Source organism: Sporotomaculum syntrophicum (genome assembly GCF_009932395.1).
Lineage (GTDB): Bacteria > Bacillota > Desulfotomaculia > Desulfotomaculales > Desulfallaceae > Sporotomaculum > Sporotomaculum syntrophicum.
In genome coordinates this window covers 111,324-133,936 of the sequence record NZ_LSRS01000006.1, presented here as the reverse complement: position 1 = coordinate 133,936, position 22,613 = coordinate 111,324, and the positions used below count along the sequence as shown (strand labels likewise).

The following is a 22,613-nucleotide window of genomic DNA, read 5'->3' as shown; positions in this document are numbered from 1 at the left end:
AAACATATTATCTTTCCTGGCTATCAGTACACCGGAGCCTCCAGTTTTAGTAATATATTTCTTATCTCGGCGTTAAAATTCCTTTAATGCTCAGCACATATTTTAGAACAAAAACCTATGCAGCAAAAGCGGCGTAATATAGGTTTCTATAGCTGCTGCCAGTACCAGCAAAGGCAAGACCACAACCAAATAAGTTGTTAATACACGCCCGGAAACACGTTCACCCTGACTACGCAAGCGGCGGTAGTAAAAGCTGGCTCCCGCGGCTAGAAAAAGAGCTCCCAGTTCAGGCACACCATGGGGCAAAAGTCCAATCAGCCAAATTTGCCAACTTGGATGATTTAATAAAGCCGCCTGCATCTGCACGACAAAACCGCCAATAGCGCCGTTAAGCAATAAAATAAACACCGGCCAAACATTATAGGTAATAATGCCCAGCACAAGCACAGTTAAACTAACCGCGCTATTCCTGGTTAAAATATACAGAAATAAATTATCCGGCAAACCCCCGCCGAAAGGGTTAGCCAAAATCATTTCCCTCAACATATCATAATACTCTTCGATATTTTCAGAAACAAGCAAGGCCATAAGATGGCCGGTAAAGGCCGCCAGCGCAAATATGGCCAGACAAAGCAAGCCCTCCTGCCGATAATTTCTAATTTCCTGCCAGCCCTTAGCAAACCAGGTTAACAATTATCACCCCACCTTTAATTATTTAGATTTATACTTCTTACCTGTATGTTTACGTACCGGTTCATAAGAATTTAACACCTCAAACAATTCCGGTTGGTAGCTGCGCTGCTGATAAAATTCCCTATAGGTTAAACCCGGCAAGTGCTTAGCCAAGTCCAGCACCTTGTAATAATCCAAACGGGCTAAGCGGCTTACATAATGTAACAAACATGACCCTGGGCGCAAATCGTCCCCTTGAAAAAACCTGAACTGTGCAGCCTTCTGCCTGCCACGGTTATCATAGTAAGCAGTAATAAATTGCATGGCAGGTATAGACTTAAAATCTTCAGCTACCTGCAGCTCTTCAACATAAACCATCCAAACACCTTCATCAAGATACCAGATATCATTCATTTGTTTCACCTCTGTCCTATACTATAACATACAATTTTTGCCTGTTTAACTGTCAATTGCACTTTTAAATAAGAAAAATATATTGCATTCCGTGAGCGAATATGTGCGGCTAAACCATGATTTGGAATGTTGTATCAAGAAAGTATCTAAAACATGTAAAGCCTGTTCCATCACCGGTCTTGATGAAGAAAAATATATAGTACTATTTGCCTGGTACTAATACTTCGCCTTGCTCGCAGTGAAATTCTGGTGTTATGTTACGTTACTGCGGTTTTATTCTATTAATACGTCCTACTGCTCTTTCTTTGTACCCTATTACTAAACAAGGTATTTATAAACTCATTGTCATATCAGCTGCAGCCTCCTTAATAGTAATAGCGCTCGCCGGTTTTGGTGCAACTGTCCTCAGCTACGGCGTTTCCAACGTTTCGGTTTCTATTCTCTATACCTTAAAATGTACTTTGAGCGCTTAGAAAGCTAATCCCTATGGCGATCATAATAAAACAGCTGGCTAATTCGATGTACAATGCAAAAAGCCCCATTCTCTGGGGCTTTAATAACAGACGTAATAATGTTTAAAAAATATTTTTTAAGTTCACCTGTTCCTTTTGAGGGATATGCTCCAACATTTGCCTGAGCACCGCCAGTTCTCCTGATGCCATGGTACGGTCTTGCTTGCTGATATACTCCTTGGTCCGGAGCAGAGACATGTCAATATGGTCAATTTCCTGGTGGTCAATCACGACTGCCCACCAACCTTTGTCCTTGTTCCACAATTTTTCCGTTATGTCTATACCAGCACTGGCTTCTTCCCAATTACCACGATTAATAGCTTTTTCCATTTCACCAAACCCTGCCAAAATTTCACCTGCAGAAGCATCCAGCCTGTATGGTGTAATAATGCTAACCGTCAACACCATCAACAACGCAACTAACACAGTTACATAAATCCTCATACACGGCCACCGCCCGGCTTGGTTTTCAGCTGGTAAAATAGTTGTCCCGCTGTATCAAGGCTAGCAAAAAAAACTTTTCTAAAGTCATCAACGCCAAATTTGAGCAGTTCCGTCCTCAGCCACTCCCTGGTTAAGTTAACTTTGCGCAGGTTTTTTTCGTTTAATTGACCATCAGTGATTAAAGTTATAGGTATTCCTTCATACGTTGTATTAATATTTAAATCATCCGGCTGCAAAGCCCGCTTTTGCGACTTTGGTATCACACTTAACTGGCCATTGGTTTCTAAGATGGCAAACTCCACATCAGCAAGATTGGGGTAGTTTTTTACTCTCAGCTGTTCCAGCAAGTCATTGATATTATACCGCAAATACCTTAGCTCGGATTCCACCAGTTTGCCATTGGCAACTACCACGCTGGGACAGCCACAAATTACATTTCTCGCCTTCATACTTTTCATAGAAATAAAAGATAATGCTACCTGGGCCACCATTAAAACAATAATAGGAATAATACCGCTGAGCAAAGGTATACCTGTATCTTGCATGGGTATGGCAGCCAAGTCAGCGATCATCAATGCCACTACCAGCTCAAATGGTTGCAGCTGACCTATTTCCTGCTTACCCATAATCCGCATAACGGCAACAACAGCAATATAAAGGATTAGTGTTCTAATAATAATCAGCAGCATAAAACCACCTAAAGTATGATATAGATGTTTATGTCACAATTAAAAATTTTCCGCCCACCGCACCAGCGGAATTTCAAATTTAAAGGTCATATACTCGTGTACAGGCCTTACCCGTACAGTGTACCCATAAGTTCCCTGGGATAGAGGAACTTTGCCTGCAAACCGGTAGCTGCCTTCCCCCAGCTTTTCTTTTAGTTCCATTACAATAGTATTTAAATTGCTGATATAAGGTCCTTTATCGTTCCCCAGGGTAATTTCCACTGCCACTTCCGACGGATTTATCGGGCCGAGCCTCACCACCGACTCCACCACCAGTTCCTCACCGGCCTTCATATCCCATCTGCCGTTGCTCTGGGTGTGCTCCACTCTTACATGATGCCAGTTCTCCTGAATAAACCGTTTAAACCGGCAGGTCTGTTCAGCCGCAGCGTAATTTGATTCCATAAAGGCAATCCCGCGGTCAATTGCCGGTAGATAAAGCCTTTCAGCATATTCCATGACCATCCGGGCTGTACTAAAATGTGGAATTATTGTACGTATGGAATTGCGCATCCTGGCAACCCAATGGACGGGTATATTGTTTTTACGTTCGTAATAAAGCGGAATCACTTTTTCCTCAAGAACCTTGTATAAATAATAAAGATCATTTCGATCCTGCTGATGCTCATTTAATTGCATATCACCTGGATTACCTATAGCAAAACCGTTTTGGCCGTTATAAGCCTCAGGCCACCATCCGTCAAGCACGCTACAGTGCAGTACACCATTCATACCTGCTTTCATACCACTGGTACCGCTAGCCTCCATAGGCCAACGCGGGGTATTCATCCACACATCCACACCATGCACCAAATGCCGGGCTACATTGATATCGTAATTCTCCAGAAACAATATTTTGCCTCTAAATGGTTCCTCATGGGAGTAGTCGATGATTTTTTTGATTAATTCCTGACCGGCAACATCCTTTGGATGAGCTTTACCGGCAAATACTATCTGCACCGGTCGCTCCAAATCATTTAGTATCGTGGCTAGTCGTTCCGGGTCACTAAAAATTAACGCCGCTCGTTTGTAAGTGGCAAAACGTCGAGCAAACCCAATAGTCAGAGCATCCGGTTGTAAGACCTCCCCAGCATCGGTAATAACTGCATCGGTCTCATGATTGCGCCGGTATTTTTCCTGTATTCTGTCCCTGATATAGGCAATTGCCTGATTTTTTAACTGTACATGGGTGTCCCAAATTATTTGGTCGGGAATTTCACTAATCCGCTGCCAAAACGCGGTATCGGTCACTTTTTCGATCCAATCTTCCCCCAGGTACTTGCTAAAAACATTTTTCCAGGGTTCAGCAATCCATGAACAAGTATGTACCCCATTAGTAACAGAGGTAACAGGTACCTCTTCAACTGGTATGGTAGGATAGAACCTGTGCATCATTTGACGGGTCACTTCTCCATGTAGTATGCTGACCCCGTTACAAAAACCGGCCATGCGTATAGCTAAAACCGTCATATTAAACTCGTTTTGCTCGGCGTCCCATCCTAGTTCCAATAAGGTATCACAATCCATACCAGTATCATGACACAACTCAGCCAAATGTATTTCTGCCAAATGCCGGTCAAATACATCATGCCCGGCAGGAACGGGGGTATGAGTAGTAAAGATCGTATTAGCACGGATAGCCTCCCTAGCCGTAGCAGCAGGAACCCCATTGCTAACCATCTCCCGTAACCGCTCCAATGTTAAAAAGGCCGAATGTCCTTCATTAATGTGCCAGATAGCAGGCGTGATGTCCAGTGCTTTTAATGCTCTAACTCCCCCAACACCAAGTACGATCTCCTGGGCTATACGCATTTCCCTACCGCCACCGTACAGTTGTCCGGTAATTTTGCGGTCTTCTTCCATATTCTCGGGCAGGTCGGTATCCAGGAGAATTAACTTAGCCAGCCCTACCTGGGCCTTCCACATCTTGATATATACCGTTCTTCCAGGTAACTCCACCGATACAGTGAAATCCAGACCGTTTTCTCCAACCTCCGGTGTAATTGGCATCTCATTAAAATTTAAATCTGGGTAATGGTTTTCCTGGTAGCCATCCGGGTTGATGATCTGCCTAAAGTAACCATGTCTATACAACAAACCTACTCCCACAAACGGTAAACCGAGATCACTGGCCGACTTGGTATGATCTCCGGCCAGCACGCCAAGACCACCAGAATAAATCGGGCAGGATTCATGTAGTCCGAATTCAGCAGAAAAATAAGCAATAGTTTTATCCTTATAGCGGGGGTGGACTTGCGAATACCATTTTTCTCCACTCATATAGCGGTCATAACTGGCCATAACCGCCTCGTAATTTTTTAAATAGTTTTTATCGGCAGCTGCCCGTTCCAGTTCTTCCCGGCGTACCCGGAGCAAAAATTTAACCGGATTGTGGTTCACTCGCTCCCAAAGTCCCGGGTTAATACCCTTGTACAGTTCCCAGGCTTGGCTGTTCCAGCTAAACCAGAGGTTATAGGACAACTCACGCAGGCGTTCAATGCGCTCGGGCAGTGGCGGGTTTACTGTAATAGTGCGGAAATAAAACATGTGATGACCTCCGTTATCTGGTGTAGGTTTTTATTATTTTATCCTTATTAAGGATTCACATGCACAAGAAAAAAATTAAAAAACCGGCCAAGAAGGGATAAACCCCTTCTGCCGGTTATTTAAACTAAATAGCCTTTGCCCAATACATAAACGACTTATGCCCAGGAACTCGACCGTTTGGACTGGTAACAATCTTTGCAATATACTGGCCTGCTGCCGTTTGGTTTGAAAGGAACGCTGGTCATAGCACCACACTCATCACAAACTACTTCGTACATCTGCCTTTCCCTGGCACCACCAGCACGGAAGTTATTATTCTGGCGACGTGCCCTACGGCATTCCGGGCAGCGGGATGGAGCATTTTCGAAGCCCTTTTCAGCAAAAAACTCCTGCTCGCCAGCTGTAAATACAAACTCTTCACCGCAGTCTTTACAAACCAGATTCTTATCCGAAAAAACCATACCCTGAAATTGTCCCCCTTATGAATTATTGTTACCCGATGGAACATTTAACAGTTGCTTCGCCTATTCATAAGAGGAAAGACAAACACCGCAAACAATTCCATGAGCACCTAATACTATAATATGAGAAAACAAGCTAAATTACAATAAGCACTTTTATATTTTTCTAGCTCTCAGTATTGATGCCCATTTTTTAGGTTTTTCTGAGCCTGGCTGTTCAACTGGAGTTGGTTCCATAGCTGTTACGGCAATTTCAGTTCTTGCCGGCATAAATTCAGCGGGGTAAACTACCTCCTGGCGGTAATGTTCGTGGTCCAAGCGGCGGCGCATATCCAATATGGATTTTTCCAGACGTTCAACACGTTCCCAGGCAGTTTTCTTCTTTTCTGCCTCTACCAGACAGGCCAAATCTCTGAGCCTGCCTCGAAGCTTAAAATTATCAGCGCTCAGCCGCTCAATCTCTCTGGCCATTTCCAAGTATTTATCATTGCTAAACAAAGCATTTTCCAACTGTTCTATGCGTTCCCGGTAGATACTGTTGGTCCGGCTCAATGCTTCGTTTTCTACGATACTATTGCGTAATTTTTCTTCTCTCTCTTGGCTCATCGCACCATTGACCAGACGGTAGGTTGTAAGTGAACCTACTGCCGCGCCCGCACCCAGCCAGGTCAAAATCATTGCCCCTTCTACTAGCACAGCCAATCCCCCCTCGTTATGTTTATAATAATTTCCTATTCTATATAAATTTGCCTTTTCCTTCCATTTTGAATAAAATAATTACATCTTTTATAATAATTAAGTGATAATTTCAATATCTTTTTAAAAAAATATTTATATGCTATAGTGAAAAAAAACCATTAAATAAACATGAGGAGATAAGAAAGACTTGGAACATGAAAATTATAGTTGATGCGGATGCTTGCCCCAAAAATGCGCTGCTCATATGTTCGCGTTTGGCTACGGAATACCAAATCGACCTGCACACCATTTCCAGCTTCAACCACAATATTAGTTCCGCTCACCATACCACTGTGGGTAATGCTTCCCAGGAAACCGATTTAGCTGTCATGAATATGACCATTAAGGGCGATATTGTAATAACTCAGGATGGTGGCCTGGCCGCTATGGTGCTGGGTAAGGGAGCTGCAGCTCTATCACCAATAGGCAAAGTATTTCATGAAGAAACGATTGTGTTTCTGCTGGAGGAAAGGGAAACCAAAGCTAAGCTGCGCCGTGGCGGCAGACACACCAGGGGACCGCGCAAGCGCACGCCGGAGGATGATGAACGGTTTGCCGCTAACTTGCGGATGCTGATTAAAAAAGCGATTTATCACTAAACCTGTAAAGCTAGCATAATCTTCTTTTTCAAAGCCAGAAAAGCGGGGTCAGTTAATAATGCAGCGCATCGCGGTCTAGGCAGGCTTACCGTCAAGTGCATACACACCTTCGCAAGCCGGGGAGTAAGTTCGCAGGCCATATTCTGCCACCTGTATTGACCGGTCCGCTAAACCGGTTTAGTCGAGGCATAGCCTGTACTTGGCTACTTTTTCCGCCATAGTTACTCCTTCAGGCTTATAATCAATTTTAACTAATGTGACCACCCTGCTTGCCCCCGCGTCAACGCAGGCTTGCTGAGCCCTTTTTACTATCTCCAGCAGTTCATCCAGCTCACCTTCCATGGTAGTTTCCATAGGACCCACCTCATAAGGAACACCTGATTGCTGCACCACTTCAATGGCTTTATCTACAACTTTATAAATATCCCCATCAGGCACCTGGGGCAAAACTTGAAAACTAACATTAATCACGGGCATATGTAACAGTTCCTTTCATTTACGCCAGCTAAACCGGTATTTAAGCAGGATTAGTCACTTTAATCAACAACATTAATCCTGAGGCAATGGTAATGCTTGCAACATCCCCTGCCAGCCGGTTGCTAACACCATACGGATTGCCAATGGTAAATACAGCATTCTGTAAAGGCCAATAGGCACCCTGTACACACACGCCGATAACTTTTTCAGTTAGCGGCAACAATGAGAATACATCTCCTGGTAAACCCTCAACTAAGCCGGGCTGCTGCGGTGCAACCAGGCTAATTTCATTGTACTCATTGATAATCCTGGCCGAAACATGATGCTCCAAAGCGACTCGCAACAGGTGTACATTTGCCAGAGTATGGTCAAATCGAGTGCCTGTAGCCCCCAGGATGATAACTTCATCAGGAGCATAGGCCAGCGCCGCAGCCAAACCCAGGGCAGTGTCCGTGTCATTTTTCTCGGTTGGGTATTCCTTAATTTCCACCCCCTGCCGGCGAAAATTGGTCAATACGGAGCGGTCGACAGAATCCATATCCCCAACAATAGCTTGAGGAACAAATCCCAAAGCAGCAGCATGCTCAGCCCCGCTGTCCACACAAATCAGCCGGTCAGCTTGAGCAAGCATGCCGGCTAGCCACTGTGCATTAGCTACTGTACCACCGGTTAATATTACACATCGCATTAACTCACCTTCATCCGCTTTAAGTTTTATTATGAAGAAATAAAAGACGCACCCTGCAGGTCAGGTGCGCTTATATTTCCGTTATACCTTCCCTACGCGGGCATTACCCCGATCAGGTTCATGGGTCAGGTGCTTACAGCCCTTTCTCAGCACATATAATGAGCTCCCCTAGATATTATTCTATTTTCTCTATTATATATGATTATATCTTGCAGTCAATAAAGATTACTTACAAAACCGGGTATGACCTGAAGCAGCAGATTTTTAGAGACGGCAGACTTACTATGTAGTGAATATGATGCATGCATGCTAAGTGCTATAATAGGTGCAGCATACTCTTTTTAAATGGTTGCAACAGTCGCTGTACCGACGGGGTTGCGACTTCACCCGCAAGCAAGCTATCTAATCTGCCTTTATAAGCAATCATGCCCCCGTCTATTGCCGCCACATTATCAGTTAAATAAGGAATTTCATTAATATCATGAGTTACGAAAACAGTAGTAGCACCTGTTTCAGCCAAGCGTGCGCCCAGGCTCTCCAAAAGTTCCATCCGGGTGTAGAAATCCAATGCCGAAAAAGGTTCGTCCATAAAGATAACCTCCGGCTCCAAAGCAAAGGCCCGCGCCAGGCTAACTCGCTGCGCCTCGCCTCCCGACAAATTTAGAGGCTTGCGATTACGCAAAGCCGTTATACCAAACCGGTCAAGCCAATACTCTACCCGTCGCTGTATCTCCTCTGCATCTATACCCCGGAAACGCATACCTTGGGCCACGTTATTAAACACCGTGATATTAAGCAGCAGCGGTTCCTGAAATACAACGGCCATACGTCTTCGAATAGCCAGGTTGTTCTTGCTCGTTACCTTCTCCCCACGGAAAAAAACTTCTCCGGATGTAGGGGGTTCCAGCAACGCAAGCACCTTTACTAAAGTGCTTTTGCCCGACCCGTTAGGGCCAATCACCGCCAAACGCTCCCCTTCAGCCAAATGGAAGTCTTTTACTTGCAAAATAGTCTTTTTATCCCTTACTAAAACAATGTCTTTTAATCTTATCATAAAGAATAATTTCTCCCTTATTTATACAGCTATATCATGTTTACTCTAACAGGTTTTCCACCACCATTATTTACCTGCATAATTATTATCAGTATGCCATATAAGATTCAACCTGGCAAGCGGACTACCCAAATGGTTATGTGCCAAAATGCATTGTTTACTTTAATTCTGTTAAAAGGAAATATCCAGGGAATGACTAATTAGTAATTAAGGTGATATATCTTGAATACATACTTGCTGGTTATCAACATAATAGCATTTATTCTTTTCGGCTGGGATAAGCACTGCGCCCGGCATCAACTTTACCGCGTTTCAGAAAAAATTCTTTTTTTAATTGCCTTAGCTGGAGGAACCGTCGGTTCACTAGTGGGCATGTACATCTGGCATCATAAGACCAAGCACCTGCAATTTACCATCGGCATACCAGTTCTAATGCTGGTGCAGATTTTACTTTATTATTATAGCCATGCTTATTTATAAAATAAAAATATTTACAAAAGTCGCTGGTCTTACCCAGTGATTTAATTTTGGCCGCAAATTATCCTTTTTTGCTTCATTATGATAAAATACACGAAAAAATTTAGTTGGAGGCTTATTTGATGATTAATCCCATCGCCGTGCAATTCGGCCCGCTAGCAATTCGCTGGTACGGTGTAATTATAGCCACCGCCTTCATGCTGGGAATATGGCTGGCCTACCGCAAGGCACAGCAAAACAAGATCGACCCAAACCACATACTGAATATGGTTATCCTAATTATACCGGCTTCCATTATCGGTGCCCGGCTTTATTATGTATTGTTTACTTGGGAAAACTACCGGCTTGAGCCGCTGGAAGTGCTGGCCATCTGGCATGGCGGGCTTGCCATTCATGGCGGCATTATTGGTGGGCTATTGGCCGGATTGTTTTATGTACGCCGGAATAAGCTTTCTCCCTGGCTTACCGCCGATATTTTTGCGCCTAGTTTAATATTAGGACAGGCCATCGGGCGCTGGGGTAACTTTATCAACCAGGAAGCCCATGGCAGACAGGTAACAGAGCAGTTCATTAGTCATTTTCCCGCCTTAATAAAAAATCAAATGTTTATCGAAGGTCAGTATTACCATCCCACATTTCTTTACGAATCGATGTGGGATCTTATGGTATTTGCCATCCTAACCTGGAGATGGCCACGAAAAAAAACAGATGGAGAGATTGCCTTTTTATACCTGATACTTTACTCAACCGGGCGTTTCTTTATAGAAGCATTGCGCACCGACAGTCTTATGCTCGGCCCATTTCGAGTAGCCCAGTTAGTTAGCGTAACTTTAATTATTATTGGTACGGTGGGTATATCTATGCTGCGTCAAAGCAAAAAAAAATCCCAAGCGGGATTTAAAACGAAAAAATAAGTATATCAATTAGGGGTAACTAATGAACAAATATATATTTCGACATGCTTCGTCAATATCCTGCAAAAAAACTAATAGTAGCCATTATTTTATGTAAAAATTATATGCAATAATTTTTACCCTCACTTTTGGATTACAGCTGATTAACCACACTACGCTACTTTACTTGCCCCGTTGACCATTTTATGGTAAGCTTCATAAGTAGATATTCCTCGATAATGCACCAAAGGAGGAGCCGGTTTTGACAAAATCAGCAAAAAACAAACCTGAGCCAGCCAAAGTCGGCCCCGGCATTATGCTGGATATAGCCGGACTTACTCTTATTGCCTTATCATTAATTGGCATAGCCGGCTTGTTTACAAGTACCGTAGGCTCCATTGGTACAGTTGGATTACTAATTAAAAAAGGTATGCAAACGCTGGCCGGGTCGGGCTATGTGGTGCTATTGCTGCTAATGATACCGATTGGCTTGAAACTGATGAGCCGCAACCGGTGGCGGGTAAACAGCCGTTTTTGGGGACTACTATTTCTTTTCGGCAGTCTGCAAATATTCCTGCACCGGCACATACCCATGCCTGATTCATTTAGCGCCGGATTGGCAGGCCAGGGCGGCGGGTTATCCGGAGCCATTTTAAGTTACGTGTTAAAATACTGTTTTGGCACCATAGGTACATATGTTTTTATCGTGTTGTTTATTTTAGTAGGTCTAACCCTTTGCACTGAAGGATCACTCAGGGAACTGGTATTAAAAAGCTGGTTCAGGATTAAAGCCATGGCGACCGGGTTAAGCAACATGATTATTAATTTTTTATTTACCGAAGTCGATGATACTGCACAGACTGCAGATGAAAAGGGACTGGTCAGAGAGTTCACACCGCCGATTATTGATCTTTCCCGGTCTTCCAGTACCCTGGCTGAACAAACTAACAATAACGATACGCTTGAAGCTGCGGTATCTGAAACCTTGCTGTCTCCGGAAGCTTCACCCGGCGGACATTCTGATGACGTACCCGCTCTGCAGTCTAAAACACAGGCCGAAGGCCAGGAATATCTCCTGCCACCGCTCAGTCTGCTGTCTCCCCTGCCAAACGTGGCAGATTACCAGGCCGGCCGGGACGTTAATCAACGTATTAAAGTACTGGAACAAATCCTGGACAGTTTTGGCATCAAGGCCAGGGTTACTCATGTATCCGTAGGTCCTTCCATTACCAGATATGAATTGCAGCCGCCACCGGGTGTCAAAGTAAGTAAAATAGTGGGCTTAGCGGACGATATAGCACTAGGTATGGCATCCGCTGGAGTACGCATTGAAGCCCCCATACCAGGCAAAGCAGCGGTAGGCATTGAAGTGCCCAACGGTGAAACCGCCTCCGTAGCACTGCGTGAATTGCTGGAGGATAAAACATTTGCCGGCTCAAGTTCCCGGTTGACTATCGCATTGGGCAAAGATATCGCAGGAGCGGCAGTGACCGCAGACCTGGCCAAAATGCCACACCTGCTGATTGCTGGCGCTACAGGCTCGGGCAAGAGTGTGTGCGTGAACACTATAATCTGCAGTATCCTTTACAAAGCCACCCCGGGTGAGGTTAAATTTTTAATGGTGGATCCAAAAATGGTAGAATTAACCAACTATAACGGCATCCCCCACCTGGTCAGCCCAGTAGTCACTAATGCCAAAAAAGCTGCCGGAGCATTGCGCTGGGCAGTACGGGAAATGGAGACCCGTTACGACCTATTTGCGGCAGCAGGAGTACGGGACATCACACGATATAATGCCTTGTTCGGAGAATTTGAGCAGGAGCCGGGACAAACCCCACTTCCTTATATCGTAGTTATTATTGATGAACTGGCTGATTTAATGATGGTGGCACCGGCAGATGTAGAAGATGCCATTTGCCGTTTGGCCCAAATGGCCAGGGCAGCAGGCATTCACCTGGTAGTAGCCACCCAGCGCCCTTCGGTGGATGTAATCACCGGCCTGATCAAAGCCAACATACCCTCCCGAATCTCCTTTGCGGTCTCCAGCCAGACCGACTCTCGCACCATCTTGGATATGGGCGGAGCAGAAAAACTACTGGGTAAAGGGGACATGCTGTTTTACCCGGTGGGTGCAGCCAAGCCGGTACGGGTTCAGGGTGCGTTCATTTCAGATAAAGATGTGGAAAACCTGGTGGACTTTCTCAAGGACCAGGCGCGCCCGGTTTACAATGATGCAGTGCTCGAAGCACATCCTGAGGGTGATGCGGTATCATTTGAGGATAATGATGATTTATTGCCCCAGGCTGCCAAAATATTCATTGAAAGCGGCACTGCTTCGATCTCTATGCTGCAGCGCCGCTTGCACATCGGTTATTCCCGGGCTGCCAGGCTGGTGGATATCATGGAACAGCGTGGCATTGTAGGTGGCTTTGAAGGCAGTAAGCCTCGTGCAGTACTGATGACGATGGAAATGTACCATCAGGTTTTTGAAAGCCAGGAGGCGTCTCAAGAGGTTAAAACTGCAGTATCATAAATCATTCGAGGTAGCTAATACTACAACTTAATTTAAGGTACGCCACGCCATAGGGAAGGTTCCGTACGGGTTAGGCTTAAGACCCACCCGTAGATTCTATTGGGGATATACCTGTAACGATGACGTTCCGTTTTTGGCGCAGCGAGCATATTACAATGTTTGCACTTAAGGGAGAATTTGCTAGAGTGTTCAATGCCATAATTCGTAATACACCCGGCACAATACTTACACCAAAGGATTACCAATATCTTTATTACCTTACCGCTGAGTCCACGCCGCTGCGGGAAGACTGCGGCGCCCTTTGCGGTCGTGCATGTTGTCAACCAGGCAGAGATAATGACCTGGGCATATATTTATTCCCGGGAGAAGAAGTTATGTTCAACCACAGGGAAAGTTGGCTTATTTGGGAGGCTCAGGATCCCATAGAACAATTATTCCCGGCATCCTGGCCCACTCCGGTGTATTTTGTGCGCTGCACAGGTTCATGCCCTCGGAAGGCACGGCCTCTCGCCTGCCGTTTTTTCCCCCTGACACCTCACCTCCAGCGGGACGGTAATCTATGGCTAATATATGAAACGCTGGACACTCCCTACGGCTGCCCGCTAATCACCGATAACCTGCCGTTACAAAACACATTCATCAAAACTGTAGCTGCCGCCTGGCAAGTGATGCTGCAAGACACGCGCATCCGAGATTTTGTGGAGGAGGAATCCCGCTATCGAGAAGTTCAAGCGATACCGCTGCATATAATTGAAGCAAGCGAATAAAAGAACCCAGCCAAACTAGACCGGGTTCTTAAATCTTTTTCTTGATACAGTCTAGTTCACCGGAAGCTTAGCATTATTATCCCTGAGTAGTAACTACATATCTGCTGACCGGAGGTTATGTATTTTCCAGGGAAGCAAGTATTTCACTACCGGTTAATTGCTGTTAGAAATTATAGTAATAACTCCTGGCCTGGCTCCAAAGCTTCCACTTGCACCTCGGGAGCTTTATCCCCGGCCAATTCTATAAACTCACTTGCATCCTGTACTAAAATGGGGAAAGTTTTATAATGGATTGGTATCACCTTGTCCGGTTTAAGCAAAGTCAAGCTATAAGCGGCCTGCAGTGGATCCATGACAAATACACTGCCGATGGGCAAAAGAGCCAGGTCGATAGGATAAATCTTCCCTAGCAACTCCATGCCGGCAAAAATACCTGTATCACCTGCGTGGTATATGGTCTTGCCGTCTTCAAGAATAATAATAAAACCAACGGCACTACCCGCCGTGCCGGAATGAAATGCCTGGGTCATAGTAATTTTAACACCGGCTACTTCCACCTGACCGCCTATATTCATACCCATACCGAAAATAATATTTTCAGCGCTTACCCCGCTTTCCTGCAGGACATCAGCTAATTCCGGCTGAGCTATTACCACTGCATTAGTACCGTTTACCAAATACGGTATATCCGTTCCCATATGGTCAAAGTGGTCATGGGTTAATAGAATAATATCTACTTTGCCGATATCTTCCTTACTAACCGGGCAACTTGGATTATCGGTAATCCATGGATCAATTAAAATTACGCAGCCGCTGGCACTGGTTATTTGACACGCGGAGTGTCCAAGCCATTTTACACTATGGGGCAATTTACACATCTCCTTCATTCAAAAATGTTTGATTTATATGAAGTATTTCTGTACAAACTTGTGCAATCCTGCACCTAATTAGATTAATTTGTTAAAATTGATAACTCGCCCCAGTACTTCCTCATTTTTGTAAGTCAGGGTATCTCCACCATAAAACATGTAAAAATAGGCAGCTGTGACTCCGCGTCCGGTGATCCGCTCAGCTGCTCTGATATACAGAGCAAGTTGACTATAGTAACGCGAGGCTGTCTGAAGCAGTGTGTCTGGTGTATATCGGTCGGTTTTATAATCTACCAATAGCAGACCTTCCTTCTCGTCCGCCAGGCAGTCAATAATCCCCTGCACCAGCACGGTTTCATCACTTGAACCACTTCCCGTCACCTCAGGGTAGACCTGCTTTATGGGTAGTGCTAGCGTAAAGGGTAGCTCACGATAAACCTGGCTACTCTGCAATATCCTTTGTCCCAGGCTACTGCTCCAAAAACGAGCCACTGTCTCAGGCTGCACCACTGCAGCCTGGTCCCGACTGAGCTTTTCCTGCTCCACCATCAGGTCTATCTGCTCGCTTATCCCGTCTGTCTCAAGGTTACCCTTTAAGTCCAGCAACTGCATCACCAGGTGCAGGGCTTGCCCCCGCTCAGCAGCTGTTAGCTTGGATTTTTTTTGCATAAACAGCGGCCTGGAAGCCAGGCTGCGCTGAAAATCCATGCTTGGCTGCTGTTGCACATCGCCAGCTGTATCAGCCAGCAGCTGAGTCATATATTTTAGATCGGTAACGGTAGCCCTGGCCGGCAGGCTCTGGTAAAGCTGATACGGGTAGCGCCAGTTCAAACGGGACTCCACCTGCTTGGCCAGCGGGCTAGCTTCGGATACCGGCTCAAGCCGGCGCAGCTGCTCCATATAAGTAGCAGAAGGCAACGCATCAGCCTGCTGCTGCCGGATGGTGCTATCCCAGATAAACAAACGCCAGCTCGAAGAATCACCCCAAACAGCAGCTCCCCCGGGCAGCGCTCCGTTATTGGCCATTGCCGGGTCTTCAAGCGGCACAGACGGTGTAACAGCACCAGCCAGTTCTCGCAGCGGAGCACCGTCGCGGTGCCTGGCAAGCGCCGGGCCAAGCCAGTCCAGACAGTGCCTGGCTCCGGAGGTCAGCCAGGCCGGCAACTGTATCTGGGTTTGCCCCACAGCGGCACACCACTGGGTGGAGCAATCCCGCAACCGGCGTACCCCACCAACTAAAATCAATTTTTCCCGTGCCCTGGTCATAGCCACATATAGCACTCGCATCTCCTCGGCAAGTGTCTCTGCTCGCAGCTTATCACGCACCGCCAGCTTAGCTACCGTAGGGTAGGCAACGCGCTGCTTAGTATCCACAAGCTGGGGACCAAGCCCCAGATTTCTGTGCATCAATACACTTTTATTTAAATCCTTAAGGTTGAACCTTTTGCCCAGCCCGGCCACAATCACTACCGGGAATTCCAATCCCTTGCTCTTATGAATACTCATAATGCGCACTACATTTTCACTTTCCCCCAGGGAACGAGCCGCACCCATATCACCGCTGTTGTCCCGGATACGCTCAATAAAACGCATGAAGCGAAATAAACCGCGATAAGCGGTAGCTTCGTACTGCCGAACCCGGCTGTAAAGTGCCCGCAAATTAGCCTGGCGCTGGCTGCCTCCCGGCAAACCACCCACAAAATCATAGTAACCAGTTTCCCGGTACAAGGACCAAACAAGCTCTGCTAAGCTGCACCTGCGGGCCATAGTACGCCAGCGTTCCAATCTTTTAAGAAACTGCGTCAGCGGCCCGGCCAGTTCCTCCGGGCCTTTCATAGTACTCAGGACCACAGCATCATAAAAATCTCCCGGTCCGCCGTACAGCCTTATTTGAGCTAAAGCCTCCGAGTCAAAACCCGCCAGAGGCGAGCGCAGCACTGCTGCTAGCGGTACATCCTGACGCGGGTTATCAATAATTTTTAGCAGTGCCAGCATGGTTTCAACCTCAGTGGCTTCAAAATATCCTGTATTAAGCTCAGCATAGGCAGGTATGCCTAACCTGCCGAACTCTTCAACAAATACATTTGCCCGTCCAATGGTTGCTCTGAGCAGTACAACCACATCCCGGTAGGTCAGCCGGCGGTACCCCTTTTGCCCCTCCCGATTGTCATAAACTTGAAAGCCCTCTTCAAATAGCCGGATAATTTGCCGGGCCACAATGCGTGCCTCGAGCTGCAGGGCATCCAAATCCTCCTCGGGCTCGGTGCCCTGGTTTGACACATCTTCCTCATCTGCAGTTGAATCATTCTCATCCGCACCGGGAATCGCTCCCTGCCCGGCCGATAAGTCAATCAAGTGCAATTCCACAGCTTCACCCGTAATTGCACTCCCTTTTAGTCGGCTGGCCTGTCTAACGAAACCACCTGTGTCAACATCAATTACTACGGCATTCTCTTCAGCCGCTCCGGGACTGGCAGGGTACTCTGCAGCACAAACCAGCTCGTCCCGGGTATTGTAATCCATTTCTCCCACTGCAAAGCTCATGATCTGTCGAAATATATAATTAACTCCATCTACCACACTCTGATGGCTGCGATAGTTGCGCGTCAGGGTGATCAGTCTTCCCTCACCGTCGGCGGCGGCAAAGCGTTGATACTTGTGCATGAACAAGCCAGGCTCGGATAGCCGGAACCGGTAAATGCTTTGCTTAACATCACCTACCATAAACAAACAGGGGTCGCTCCGACCGCCAGAACCAGCCAGCAGGCTTAAAATAGTTTCCTGCACGGCATTAATGTCCTGGTACTCGTCTACCAGCACCTCAGCAAAACGCCCCCGCAGTTCTAAGGCCACAGTGGAGGGGCGTATGTCACCAGAGGTGGTACTGTCAGTTTCCACAGAACCACCGCCGCCTGCAGCAGCGGGCATCTCCTGCAAAATTTGCAGTGCATAATGCTCCAGGTCACTGAAATCAACCACTCCGCGAGCCTTTTTAGCCTGCTGGTATTGAACGGCAAACTGCCCCACCAACCCGGCCAGTGTACCCATGAGCGGGGTCATTTGCCGTAGTTCATTCAGCAGCATCTCAGCGGGACGGTTAAAATAGCGCCTGCGTATTTTTTGTATCCGTTCTTTGGCTGTATTGCGCAACTTCTGAACGGTTTTTTTCAAGTCTTCATCAGCAGTCCCCTTTTTACAATTAGCCAGTTTACTAAACACTATTGCGTTAAACTGCCGGTAAAGCTTATCCCAGCCAACGGCACAGGCCTTAACTAAATCATCAAGCAGCAGTATGTCCTCCTCCAGGGCCACCAGGTAGGGCTGTGGCCCTCCTGAGCAACCGGCTATTTGCATGGCCTGTTTTAACATGTCCCGCACACCGTTCAGTTCGTTTTGAATACTTTCTTTTATTATTATAAACCAGGGCAAATCATCAACTGCAGTCTCCTCGGGCAGGTTAAACCACTCCGGCAGCCGGCTTAGCCATGCTCCGGGCTGGGGAGTGCTGCGGGAAAATTTATACAACTCCAGCACCAGTTCCTGCAAGCCCGTGTCATCCTGTTGCCCGCCATAACAATCTGCCAAGGCCAGGAAAGACTGTTCCTCCGCAGCAAACCGGTTCTCAAAAACCTCCTCCAGTGCATCCAGCTGAATCAAAGCAGCTTCAGCATCATCAGCTACCCGGAACGCCGGGTCCAGTTCCAGTTGATAAAAATGCTGCCGGACTAGTTCCAGACAAAAAGAGTGCAGAGTGCTGATGCTGGCCCGCTGCAGCAGGGCTAGCTGGCGGTGCAGGAGCACTGAGCCCGGCTCTCTTTCCAAAGCACGGTTAATGGCTTGGCCAATACGCTCCCGCATTTCCGCAGCCGCCGCATTGGTAAAAGTAACCACCAGCAAGCGATCCACATCCACCGGGTCTGCATGGTCGGTAATTCGCCTGATAATGCGCTCCACCAGTACAGCAGTTTTACCGGCCCCGGCCGCCGCCGCTACCAATAGCCGGTCATCCCGGCTGGTAATTGCATTTATCTGCTCTGGAGTCCAAGTTTCAGTCATTATCATCCGCCCGCCTTTCTATTACCAAGTCTCCATTTGCCTCCAAATGTTGTTGGATACGCAGCCAAATAAGGGCGTCTTTTTCCGGTGTGATAATTCTAAAAGAATTATCAGGCAACAGCAGGTCGAACTGGCATACCGGTTTATAGGAGCAATAGCGGCAATAGCGAAACTCCCCCTGCCGGTAGGGACTGATCTCTTTAACTCCGGCCAGAATATCCTCTCCCGCGCTGATCAGCTGCTGCCTCAGGTAAGCCCTCAGCATAGCAAACTGTTCCCGATCCAGTACTGAGGAGCGAGCGGCAAAGCTGCCGTCCTTTTTAATACTCACAGGTAAAATGTCCGGGGCTATCCCGGCCATACTGTCCATCAATCTTACCAAGTCAGACTCGGCCAACAGCAAGCCTTTCATTTTCAACTCTTTAAGTAGCAGCTGTTCGGTTTCATCACTCTGCAGCGGCGTGCCATCCGTTTGCAGTAGCGGCTCGGCTATACGGAAATACAATACGGCACCGGGTAAGCCCTGGCTGCCCAGCAGCTGTTGGGAATACTCCAGCGCCACCTCTAAATAGGTAAGCAGTTGCAGATTGAGACCATGCCAAATATCACTCAGATTGATGGTGGTCGCTCCGGATTTGTAATCAATCACCCTCAGGTACAGATTACCTTCTTCAGTTTGCGCCGCATCCAGGCGGTCTATACGACCGGTAAGCAGCATTTCCCCGCCGCCGGATAGAGTAAATATTACGCCTGGTAAATCACCCCCGGGACCAAAGGCCAGTTCCAGTCCCACAGGGCGGAAGCGCCCGCGCCGAGCATGCTCAGCCAGCACCAGTGCCGAACGCTGCACAATGCGTTTTAATCTGCCCGTTAAGTAAAAGTGCCGGGCAGAGCTTAGCAATATTTCACTTTGCAGGCGCGGAGCTAGTGTATCCACTACCTCACCAGCCAGTTCGCGGCACCGGTCAGCTTCCACTTTTCCCCAATCCAATCCCTCTGCCTGCAGCCGCTGGGCAAACAGCTTGAGTGCGGCGTGAAAAAACTGTCCAGTGCCCGGCGCTTGCAGCCGGAACACTGCCCGGTCTTTTAACCGCAAACCGTTGGACAAAAAATGAGCAAAGGGACAGGAACGGAATTTCTCCAAACCGGATACCCCGGTCTTAAAAGGCTGTCCGTACAACTGCCGGCTTAAAGCACGGGGCAAACGTTCTTCCCGGTTGCGGTAAAATAAGCTTCCGACCACCCGGGCAAACAAGGGATCATCCTTCTTGTTACGTACAAACCAGTTATATACGTCCCACCACAGCGGATTAATTTCACGTCCGGCCCCAGCATCACGCAAACGGCCGGCAAGGTAGGTCAAGCACCGTCCTGGCCGAGCAACAAAGTCCAGGTCAGTGACCTGTTCCGCACCCGGTTCCTGCAGCCATAAACCCTCGACCAGGTCGGGGAAAATTTCGCGCACCCGGTGCACCACGGGCGAAGGTCGCAGCGCCCGCCCTTCCCCGTCAGCCAGTGGATAGGAAAGCACCAACTGTTCAGATGCCCGGGTAAGTGCTTGATAAACAATAAATTGCTCGTCGAAAACCCTGCGCCGAACGCCCGGAGCCAGTGGCAGACCGCTGTCCAACAAACGTTCACGTTCAATTTCGGTAAATATACCTTCTTCGGTTAGCCGGGCAGGCAACACCCCGTCATTTAAGCCAGGAAGGAACGCAGCTCTAACCTGGGGACTGCGGGAGCGGTCCAGCGAGCCCACCACCACCTGATCAAGCCCCGGAGGAATCAGACCCAGGCGCAGGGCGGCAAGGCCGGCATCTAGAATAACAGTGTACTGGTTTAAAGCTAGCCCCTCCTCGCCTAAAGCCTCTACCACTTCATCCAGCAGCGTTACCAGATCCCCCCAAATTTGCTCATGCTTCCGGGCTTCCTCCAGCCGGCCTTCTTCACTAGCTTGAGTAGCCCAGTGTTCTAGCTGTTTTGGCACCTCAAGTTGTTCCAACAGCCCATACAACGCCTCGGTATAATCCGCCACTGTCACGCCAGCCTGGATAACCCGGTAGAAATGGGCCAGAGCAGCCACGGCAACATCCCGGATACAGTTGATTTGCGTCAAAGTTTGTATAACCTGCGCTGATATTTCATCATCATCTTCCAAAGTTAACCGGCGGTGATACGACCATGGCTGGTTATCGTACCAGCGGCTGCCTCGAATCCCATGCTCCAAAACATAGTTTTCCAGCAAATCGACTTCCTCCCGGCTCACCGGGACAAGGTCGGTTTTCAGGTAACGGAATATTGGATCGAAAGCCCAGTTCTCAGTTACTGTTTCCAGTGCAGCCCGGATCAGTTCTACCAGGGGATGCTGCAATACCGTGCGCTTGTGATCCAGAAAAAAAGGAATTCCATAATCGTTAAAAATTGCTTCAATTAACTCACTGTACAAATCGACATCCCGCAACAGCACCACAATCTCCCGCCAGCGGAAGCCCCGGCTACGGCACAGATTAATGATTTCCCTGGCCATACCCTCCACTTCTGCCCGGCGGTCTGCTGCAGCTATCACTTTGATGCCTTGAGCAGCACCTGCGCTGCATTCTTCCGTTTTTAAAACAGGCTCCGCACCGGTAGCAGCTGGGGCTAGAGCTGTTTTCTGCCTTGCTGTACATGCTATTCTTGCTTCTTTACCCGGCTTAATCATTGTCCTGTAATCAAAGAAAGCACTCTCCAAATAAGCCAGCTGTGGTGATAGGAACCTGGGGAGATTTTCATTTTCTGCAATATGCCACAGCTTAACAGGTAAACCTACCTTTTGGGCCATGTTCACTAAAATGTTGTATGTTTCCCATACCGGATAAAAGGGCTCGGTCTCCGTTAATACCCGTCCAGCTGAGCCGGGGTCAATACACAAAGTTAAGCTAATACCAGTTGTATGGCGCAGTAGTGCTTCGAGCACTGTATATTCCTGTGGTGTAAAACCTGTGAAACCATCGACCCAAATATTTGCCTGACTGAGCCATTGGGAATGAACTATTTTTTCTGCCGCAAGGGTTAGATAATCATCAGGGTCAATAAAGCGATCCTGTAAAAAGTATGTAAATTCAGTCAAAATCAGTTGTAAATCACGTAATTTATCCAGCAGCTGCCCTGTTTCTCCTGCTTGTTCAAGCCCGGTTAGACAGTGTTCCAGCTCTTCTGCAGTCAACCGATATGCTTTTAGTTCTCTCAGCGCCCGGGCCAGTTTGTCCACAAATCCGGGAAGCCTGGCTGCCCGTCCAAATACACGCAGTTCATCCAGTTTCTTTTCCAATAGCCGCCGTAAAATCATCCGCTTACCCATTTCCCCCAAGGGCAGCCGAAGTACCCCGCCCTCCTCCTGAAGCAGTCGGTGGGCCAAACGGTTAAAGCCCAGGACCTGAGCCCGCATAAAACCACCCACAGACGTAACGCGGGTTAAAGCGTGCTCGATTTGAAAGGAAGCCTGTTCGGGCACCAGTAAAATTAAAGGTGTACCCAGCGGCTTACGTTCAAGCTCCCGTCCGATTTCTTGTAAACAGGCAGTTGTTTTACCTGCTCCCGCACGACCTATAATCAACCTCAAATACAACTAACTTCCAGCCCCCTTACTTGGCCTGAAACAAACTAAAATACCAAAGGCCTTCGCATATAAACTGCGAAGGCCAT

General features: G+C 47.5%; 18 protein-coding genes and 1 riboswitch. Of the genes, 5 read left to right on the top strand and 13 right to left on the bottom strand.

Annotated elements, in window-relative coordinates:
- Positions 1 to 102: 102 nt before the first annotated feature.
- The 7 genes from SPSYN_RS13110 to SPSYN_RS13080 form a co-directional block, all read right to left on the bottom strand.
- Positions 103 to 693, bottom strand: a complete 591-nt coding sequence (locus tag SPSYN_RS13110; RefSeq protein ID WP_161822941.1) for a stage II sporulation protein M — start codon at positions 691 to 693, stop codon at positions 103 to 105.
- Between the two features lie 18 nt (positions 694 to 711).
- Positions 712 to 1,086, bottom strand: a complete 375-nt coding sequence (locus SPSYN_RS13105) for a hypothetical protein (RefSeq protein WP_161822940.1) — start codon at positions 1,084 to 1,086, stop codon at positions 712 to 714.
- Between the two features lie 575 nt (positions 1,087 to 1,661).
- The gene (locus SPSYN_RS13100) at positions 1,662 to 2,042 is read right to left on the bottom strand and encodes a DUF4363 family protein (RefSeq protein WP_161822939.1); all 381 of its coding nucleotides are present in this window, start codon (positions 2,040 to 2,042) and stop codon (positions 1,662 to 1,664) included.
- Positions 2,039 to 2,731, bottom strand: a complete 693-nt coding sequence (locus tag SPSYN_RS13095) for a YetF domain-containing protein (protein WP_161822938.1) — start codon at positions 2,729 to 2,731, stop codon at positions 2,039 to 2,041. The genes SPSYN_RS13100 and SPSYN_RS13095 overlap by 4 nt, the downstream gene beginning before the upstream one ends.
- Positions 2,732 to 2,770: 39 nt before the next feature.
- Positions 2,771 to 5,317: an alpha-glucan family phosphorylase gene (glgP, locus tag SPSYN_RS13090; protein WP_161822937.1), complete on the bottom strand. Its 2,547-nt coding sequence runs from the start codon at positions 5,315 to 5,317 to the stop codon at positions 2,771 to 2,773.
- Between the two features lie 155 nt (positions 5,318 to 5,472).
- Positions 5,473 to 5,778 (bottom strand): zinc-ribbon domain containing protein, encoded by a 306-nt coding sequence (locus SPSYN_RS13085; RefSeq protein WP_161822936.1) that lies wholly within the window; start codon positions 5,776 to 5,778, stop codon positions 5,473 to 5,475.
- A gap of 156 nt (positions 5,779 to 5,934) precedes the next feature.
- Positions 5,935 to 6,474: a hypothetical protein gene (locus SPSYN_RS13080; protein WP_161822935.1), complete on the bottom strand. Its 540-nt coding sequence runs from the start codon at positions 6,472 to 6,474 to the stop codon at positions 5,935 to 5,937.
- A 197-nt stretch (positions 6,475 to 6,671) separates the two neighbouring features.
- On the opposite strand from SPSYN_RS13080, the gene SPSYN_RS13075 reads away from it, so the two are divergent.
- On the top strand, positions 6,672 to 7,115 hold the full coding sequence (locus SPSYN_RS13075; RefSeq protein WP_161822934.1) for a YaiI/YqxD family protein: 444 nt from the start codon (positions 6,672 to 6,674) through the stop codon (positions 7,113 to 7,115).
- A 177-nt stretch (positions 7,116 to 7,292) separates the two neighbouring features.
- Here SPSYN_RS13075 and SPSYN_RS13070 read toward each other — a convergent pair whose 3' ends face one another.
- From SPSYN_RS13070 to SPSYN_RS13060, 3 genes are all read right to left on the bottom strand, one after another.
- On the bottom strand, positions 7,293 to 7,592 hold the full coding sequence (locus SPSYN_RS13070) for a thiamine-binding protein (RefSeq protein ID WP_161822933.1): 300 nt from the start codon (positions 7,590 to 7,592) through the stop codon (positions 7,293 to 7,295).
- 40 nt (positions 7,593 to 7,632) lie between these two features.
- Complete coding sequence (locus SPSYN_RS13065) at positions 7,633 to 8,280, bottom strand: thiamine diphosphokinase (RefSeq protein WP_161822932.1); 648 nt, start codon at positions 8,278 to 8,280, stop codon at positions 7,633 to 7,635.
- A gap of 72 nt (positions 8,281 to 8,352) precedes the next feature.
- Positions 8,353 to 8,460, bottom strand: a riboswitch (TPP riboswitch).
- Between the two features lie 136 nt (positions 8,461 to 8,596).
- Positions 8,597 to 9,334, bottom strand: a complete 738-nt coding sequence (locus tag SPSYN_RS13060) for an energy-coupling factor ABC transporter ATP-binding protein (protein WP_161822931.1) — start codon at positions 9,332 to 9,334, stop codon at positions 8,597 to 8,599.
- Between the two features lie 222 nt (positions 9,335 to 9,556).
- Between SPSYN_RS13060 and SPSYN_RS13055 the strand changes: the two genes are divergently transcribed.
- The 4 genes from SPSYN_RS13055 to SPSYN_RS13040 all read left to right on the top strand — a co-directional run bounded on the left by SPSYN_RS13055 (position 9,557) and on the right by SPSYN_RS13040 (position 14,004).
- Positions 9,557 to 9,814 (top strand): DUF1294 domain-containing protein, encoded by a 258-nt coding sequence (locus SPSYN_RS13055; RefSeq protein WP_341478888.1) that lies wholly within the window; start codon positions 9,557 to 9,559, stop codon positions 9,812 to 9,814.
- 119 nt (positions 9,815 to 9,933) lie between these two features.
- Positions 9,934 to 10,725 (top strand): prolipoprotein diacylglyceryl transferase, encoded by a 792-nt coding sequence (gene lgt / locus SPSYN_RS13050; RefSeq protein WP_161822930.1) that lies wholly within the window; start codon positions 9,934 to 9,936, stop codon positions 10,723 to 10,725.
- Between the two features lie 295 nt (positions 10,726 to 11,020).
- Complete coding sequence (locus tag SPSYN_RS13045) at positions 11,021 to 13,237, top strand: DNA translocase FtsK (RefSeq protein ID WP_161822979.1); 2,217 nt, start codon at positions 11,021 to 11,023, stop codon at positions 13,235 to 13,237.
- Between the two features lie 185 nt (positions 13,238 to 13,422).
- Complete coding sequence (locus tag SPSYN_RS13040; RefSeq protein WP_161822929.1) at positions 13,423 to 14,004, top strand: hypothetical protein; 582 nt, start codon at positions 13,423 to 13,425, stop codon at positions 14,002 to 14,004.
- Between the two features lie 170 nt (positions 14,005 to 14,174).
- On the opposite strand, the gene SPSYN_RS13035 is transcribed toward SPSYN_RS13040, so the two are convergent.
- The 3 genes from SPSYN_RS13035 to addB all read right to left on the bottom strand — a co-directional run bounded on the left by SPSYN_RS13035 (position 14,175) and on the right by addB (position 22,536).
- Positions 14,175 to 14,882 (bottom strand): metal-dependent hydrolase, encoded by a 708-nt coding sequence (locus SPSYN_RS13035; RefSeq protein ID WP_243153055.1) that lies wholly within the window; start codon positions 14,880 to 14,882, stop codon positions 14,175 to 14,177.
- A gap of 69 nt (positions 14,883 to 14,951) precedes the next feature.
- Positions 14,952 to 18,929, bottom strand: a complete 3,978-nt coding sequence (locus SPSYN_RS13030; RefSeq protein ID WP_161822927.1) for a UvrD-helicase domain-containing protein — start codon at positions 18,927 to 18,929, stop codon at positions 14,952 to 14,954.
- On the bottom strand, positions 18,922 to 22,536 hold the full coding sequence (addB, locus tag SPSYN_RS13025) for a helicase-exonuclease AddAB subunit AddB (RefSeq protein WP_161822926.1): 3,615 nt from the start codon (positions 22,534 to 22,536) through the stop codon (positions 18,922 to 18,924). The genes SPSYN_RS13030 and addB overlap by 8 nt, the downstream gene beginning before the upstream one ends.
- Positions 22,537 to 22,613 lie beyond the last annotated feature (77 nt).

Excerpts from the sequence above, each read along its gene's own strand:
- SPSYN_RS13105 (WP_161822940.1), bottom strand. The coding sequence starts at position 1,086 with ATGAATGATATCTGGTATCTTGATGAAGGTGTTTGGATGGTTTATGTT.
- SPSYN_RS13100 (WP_161822939.1), bottom strand. The coding sequence starts at position 2,042 with ATGAGGATTTATGTAACTGTGTTAGTTGCGTTGTTGATGGTGTTGACG.
- SPSYN_RS13095 (WP_161822938.1), bottom strand. The coding sequence starts at position 2,731 with ATGCTGCTGATTATTATTAGAACACTAATCCTTTATATTGCTGTTGTT.
- glgP (WP_161822937.1), bottom strand. The coding sequence starts at position 5,317 with ATGTTTTATTTCCGCACTATTACAGTAAACCCGCCACTGCCCGAGCGC.
- SPSYN_RS13085 (WP_161822936.1), bottom strand. The coding sequence starts at position 5,778 with ATGGTTTTTTCGGATAAGAATCTGGTTTGTAAAGACTGCGGTGAAGAG.
- SPSYN_RS13075 (WP_161822934.1), top strand. The coding sequence starts at position 6,672 with ATGAAAATTATAGTTGATGCGGATGCTTGCCCCAAAAATGCGCTGCTC.
- SPSYN_RS13070 (WP_161822933.1), bottom strand. The coding sequence starts at position 7,592 with ATGCCCGTGATTAATGTTAGTTTTCAAGTTTTGCCCCAGGTGCCTGAT.
- SPSYN_RS13065 (WP_161822932.1), bottom strand. The coding sequence starts at position 8,280 with ATGCGATGTGTAATATTAACCGGTGGTACAGTAGCTAATGCACAGTGG.
- SPSYN_RS13060 (WP_161822931.1), bottom strand. The coding sequence starts at position 9,334 with ATGATAAGATTAAAAGACATTGTTTTAGTAAGGGATAAAAAGACTATT.
- lgt (WP_161822930.1), top strand. The coding sequence starts at position 9,934 with ATGATTAATCCCATCGCCGTGCAATTCGGCCCGCTAGCAATTCGCTGG.
- SPSYN_RS13045 (WP_161822979.1), top strand. The coding sequence starts at position 11,021 with ATGCTGGATATAGCCGGACTTACTCTTATTGCCTTATCATTAATTGGC.
- SPSYN_RS13035 (WP_243153055.1), bottom strand. The coding sequence starts at position 14,882 with ATGTGTAAATTGCCCCATAGTGTAAAATGGCTTGGACACTCCGCGTGT.
- SPSYN_RS13030 (WP_161822927.1), bottom strand. The coding sequence starts at position 18,929 with ATGACTGAAACTTGGACTCCAGAGCAGATAAATGCAATTACCAGCCGG.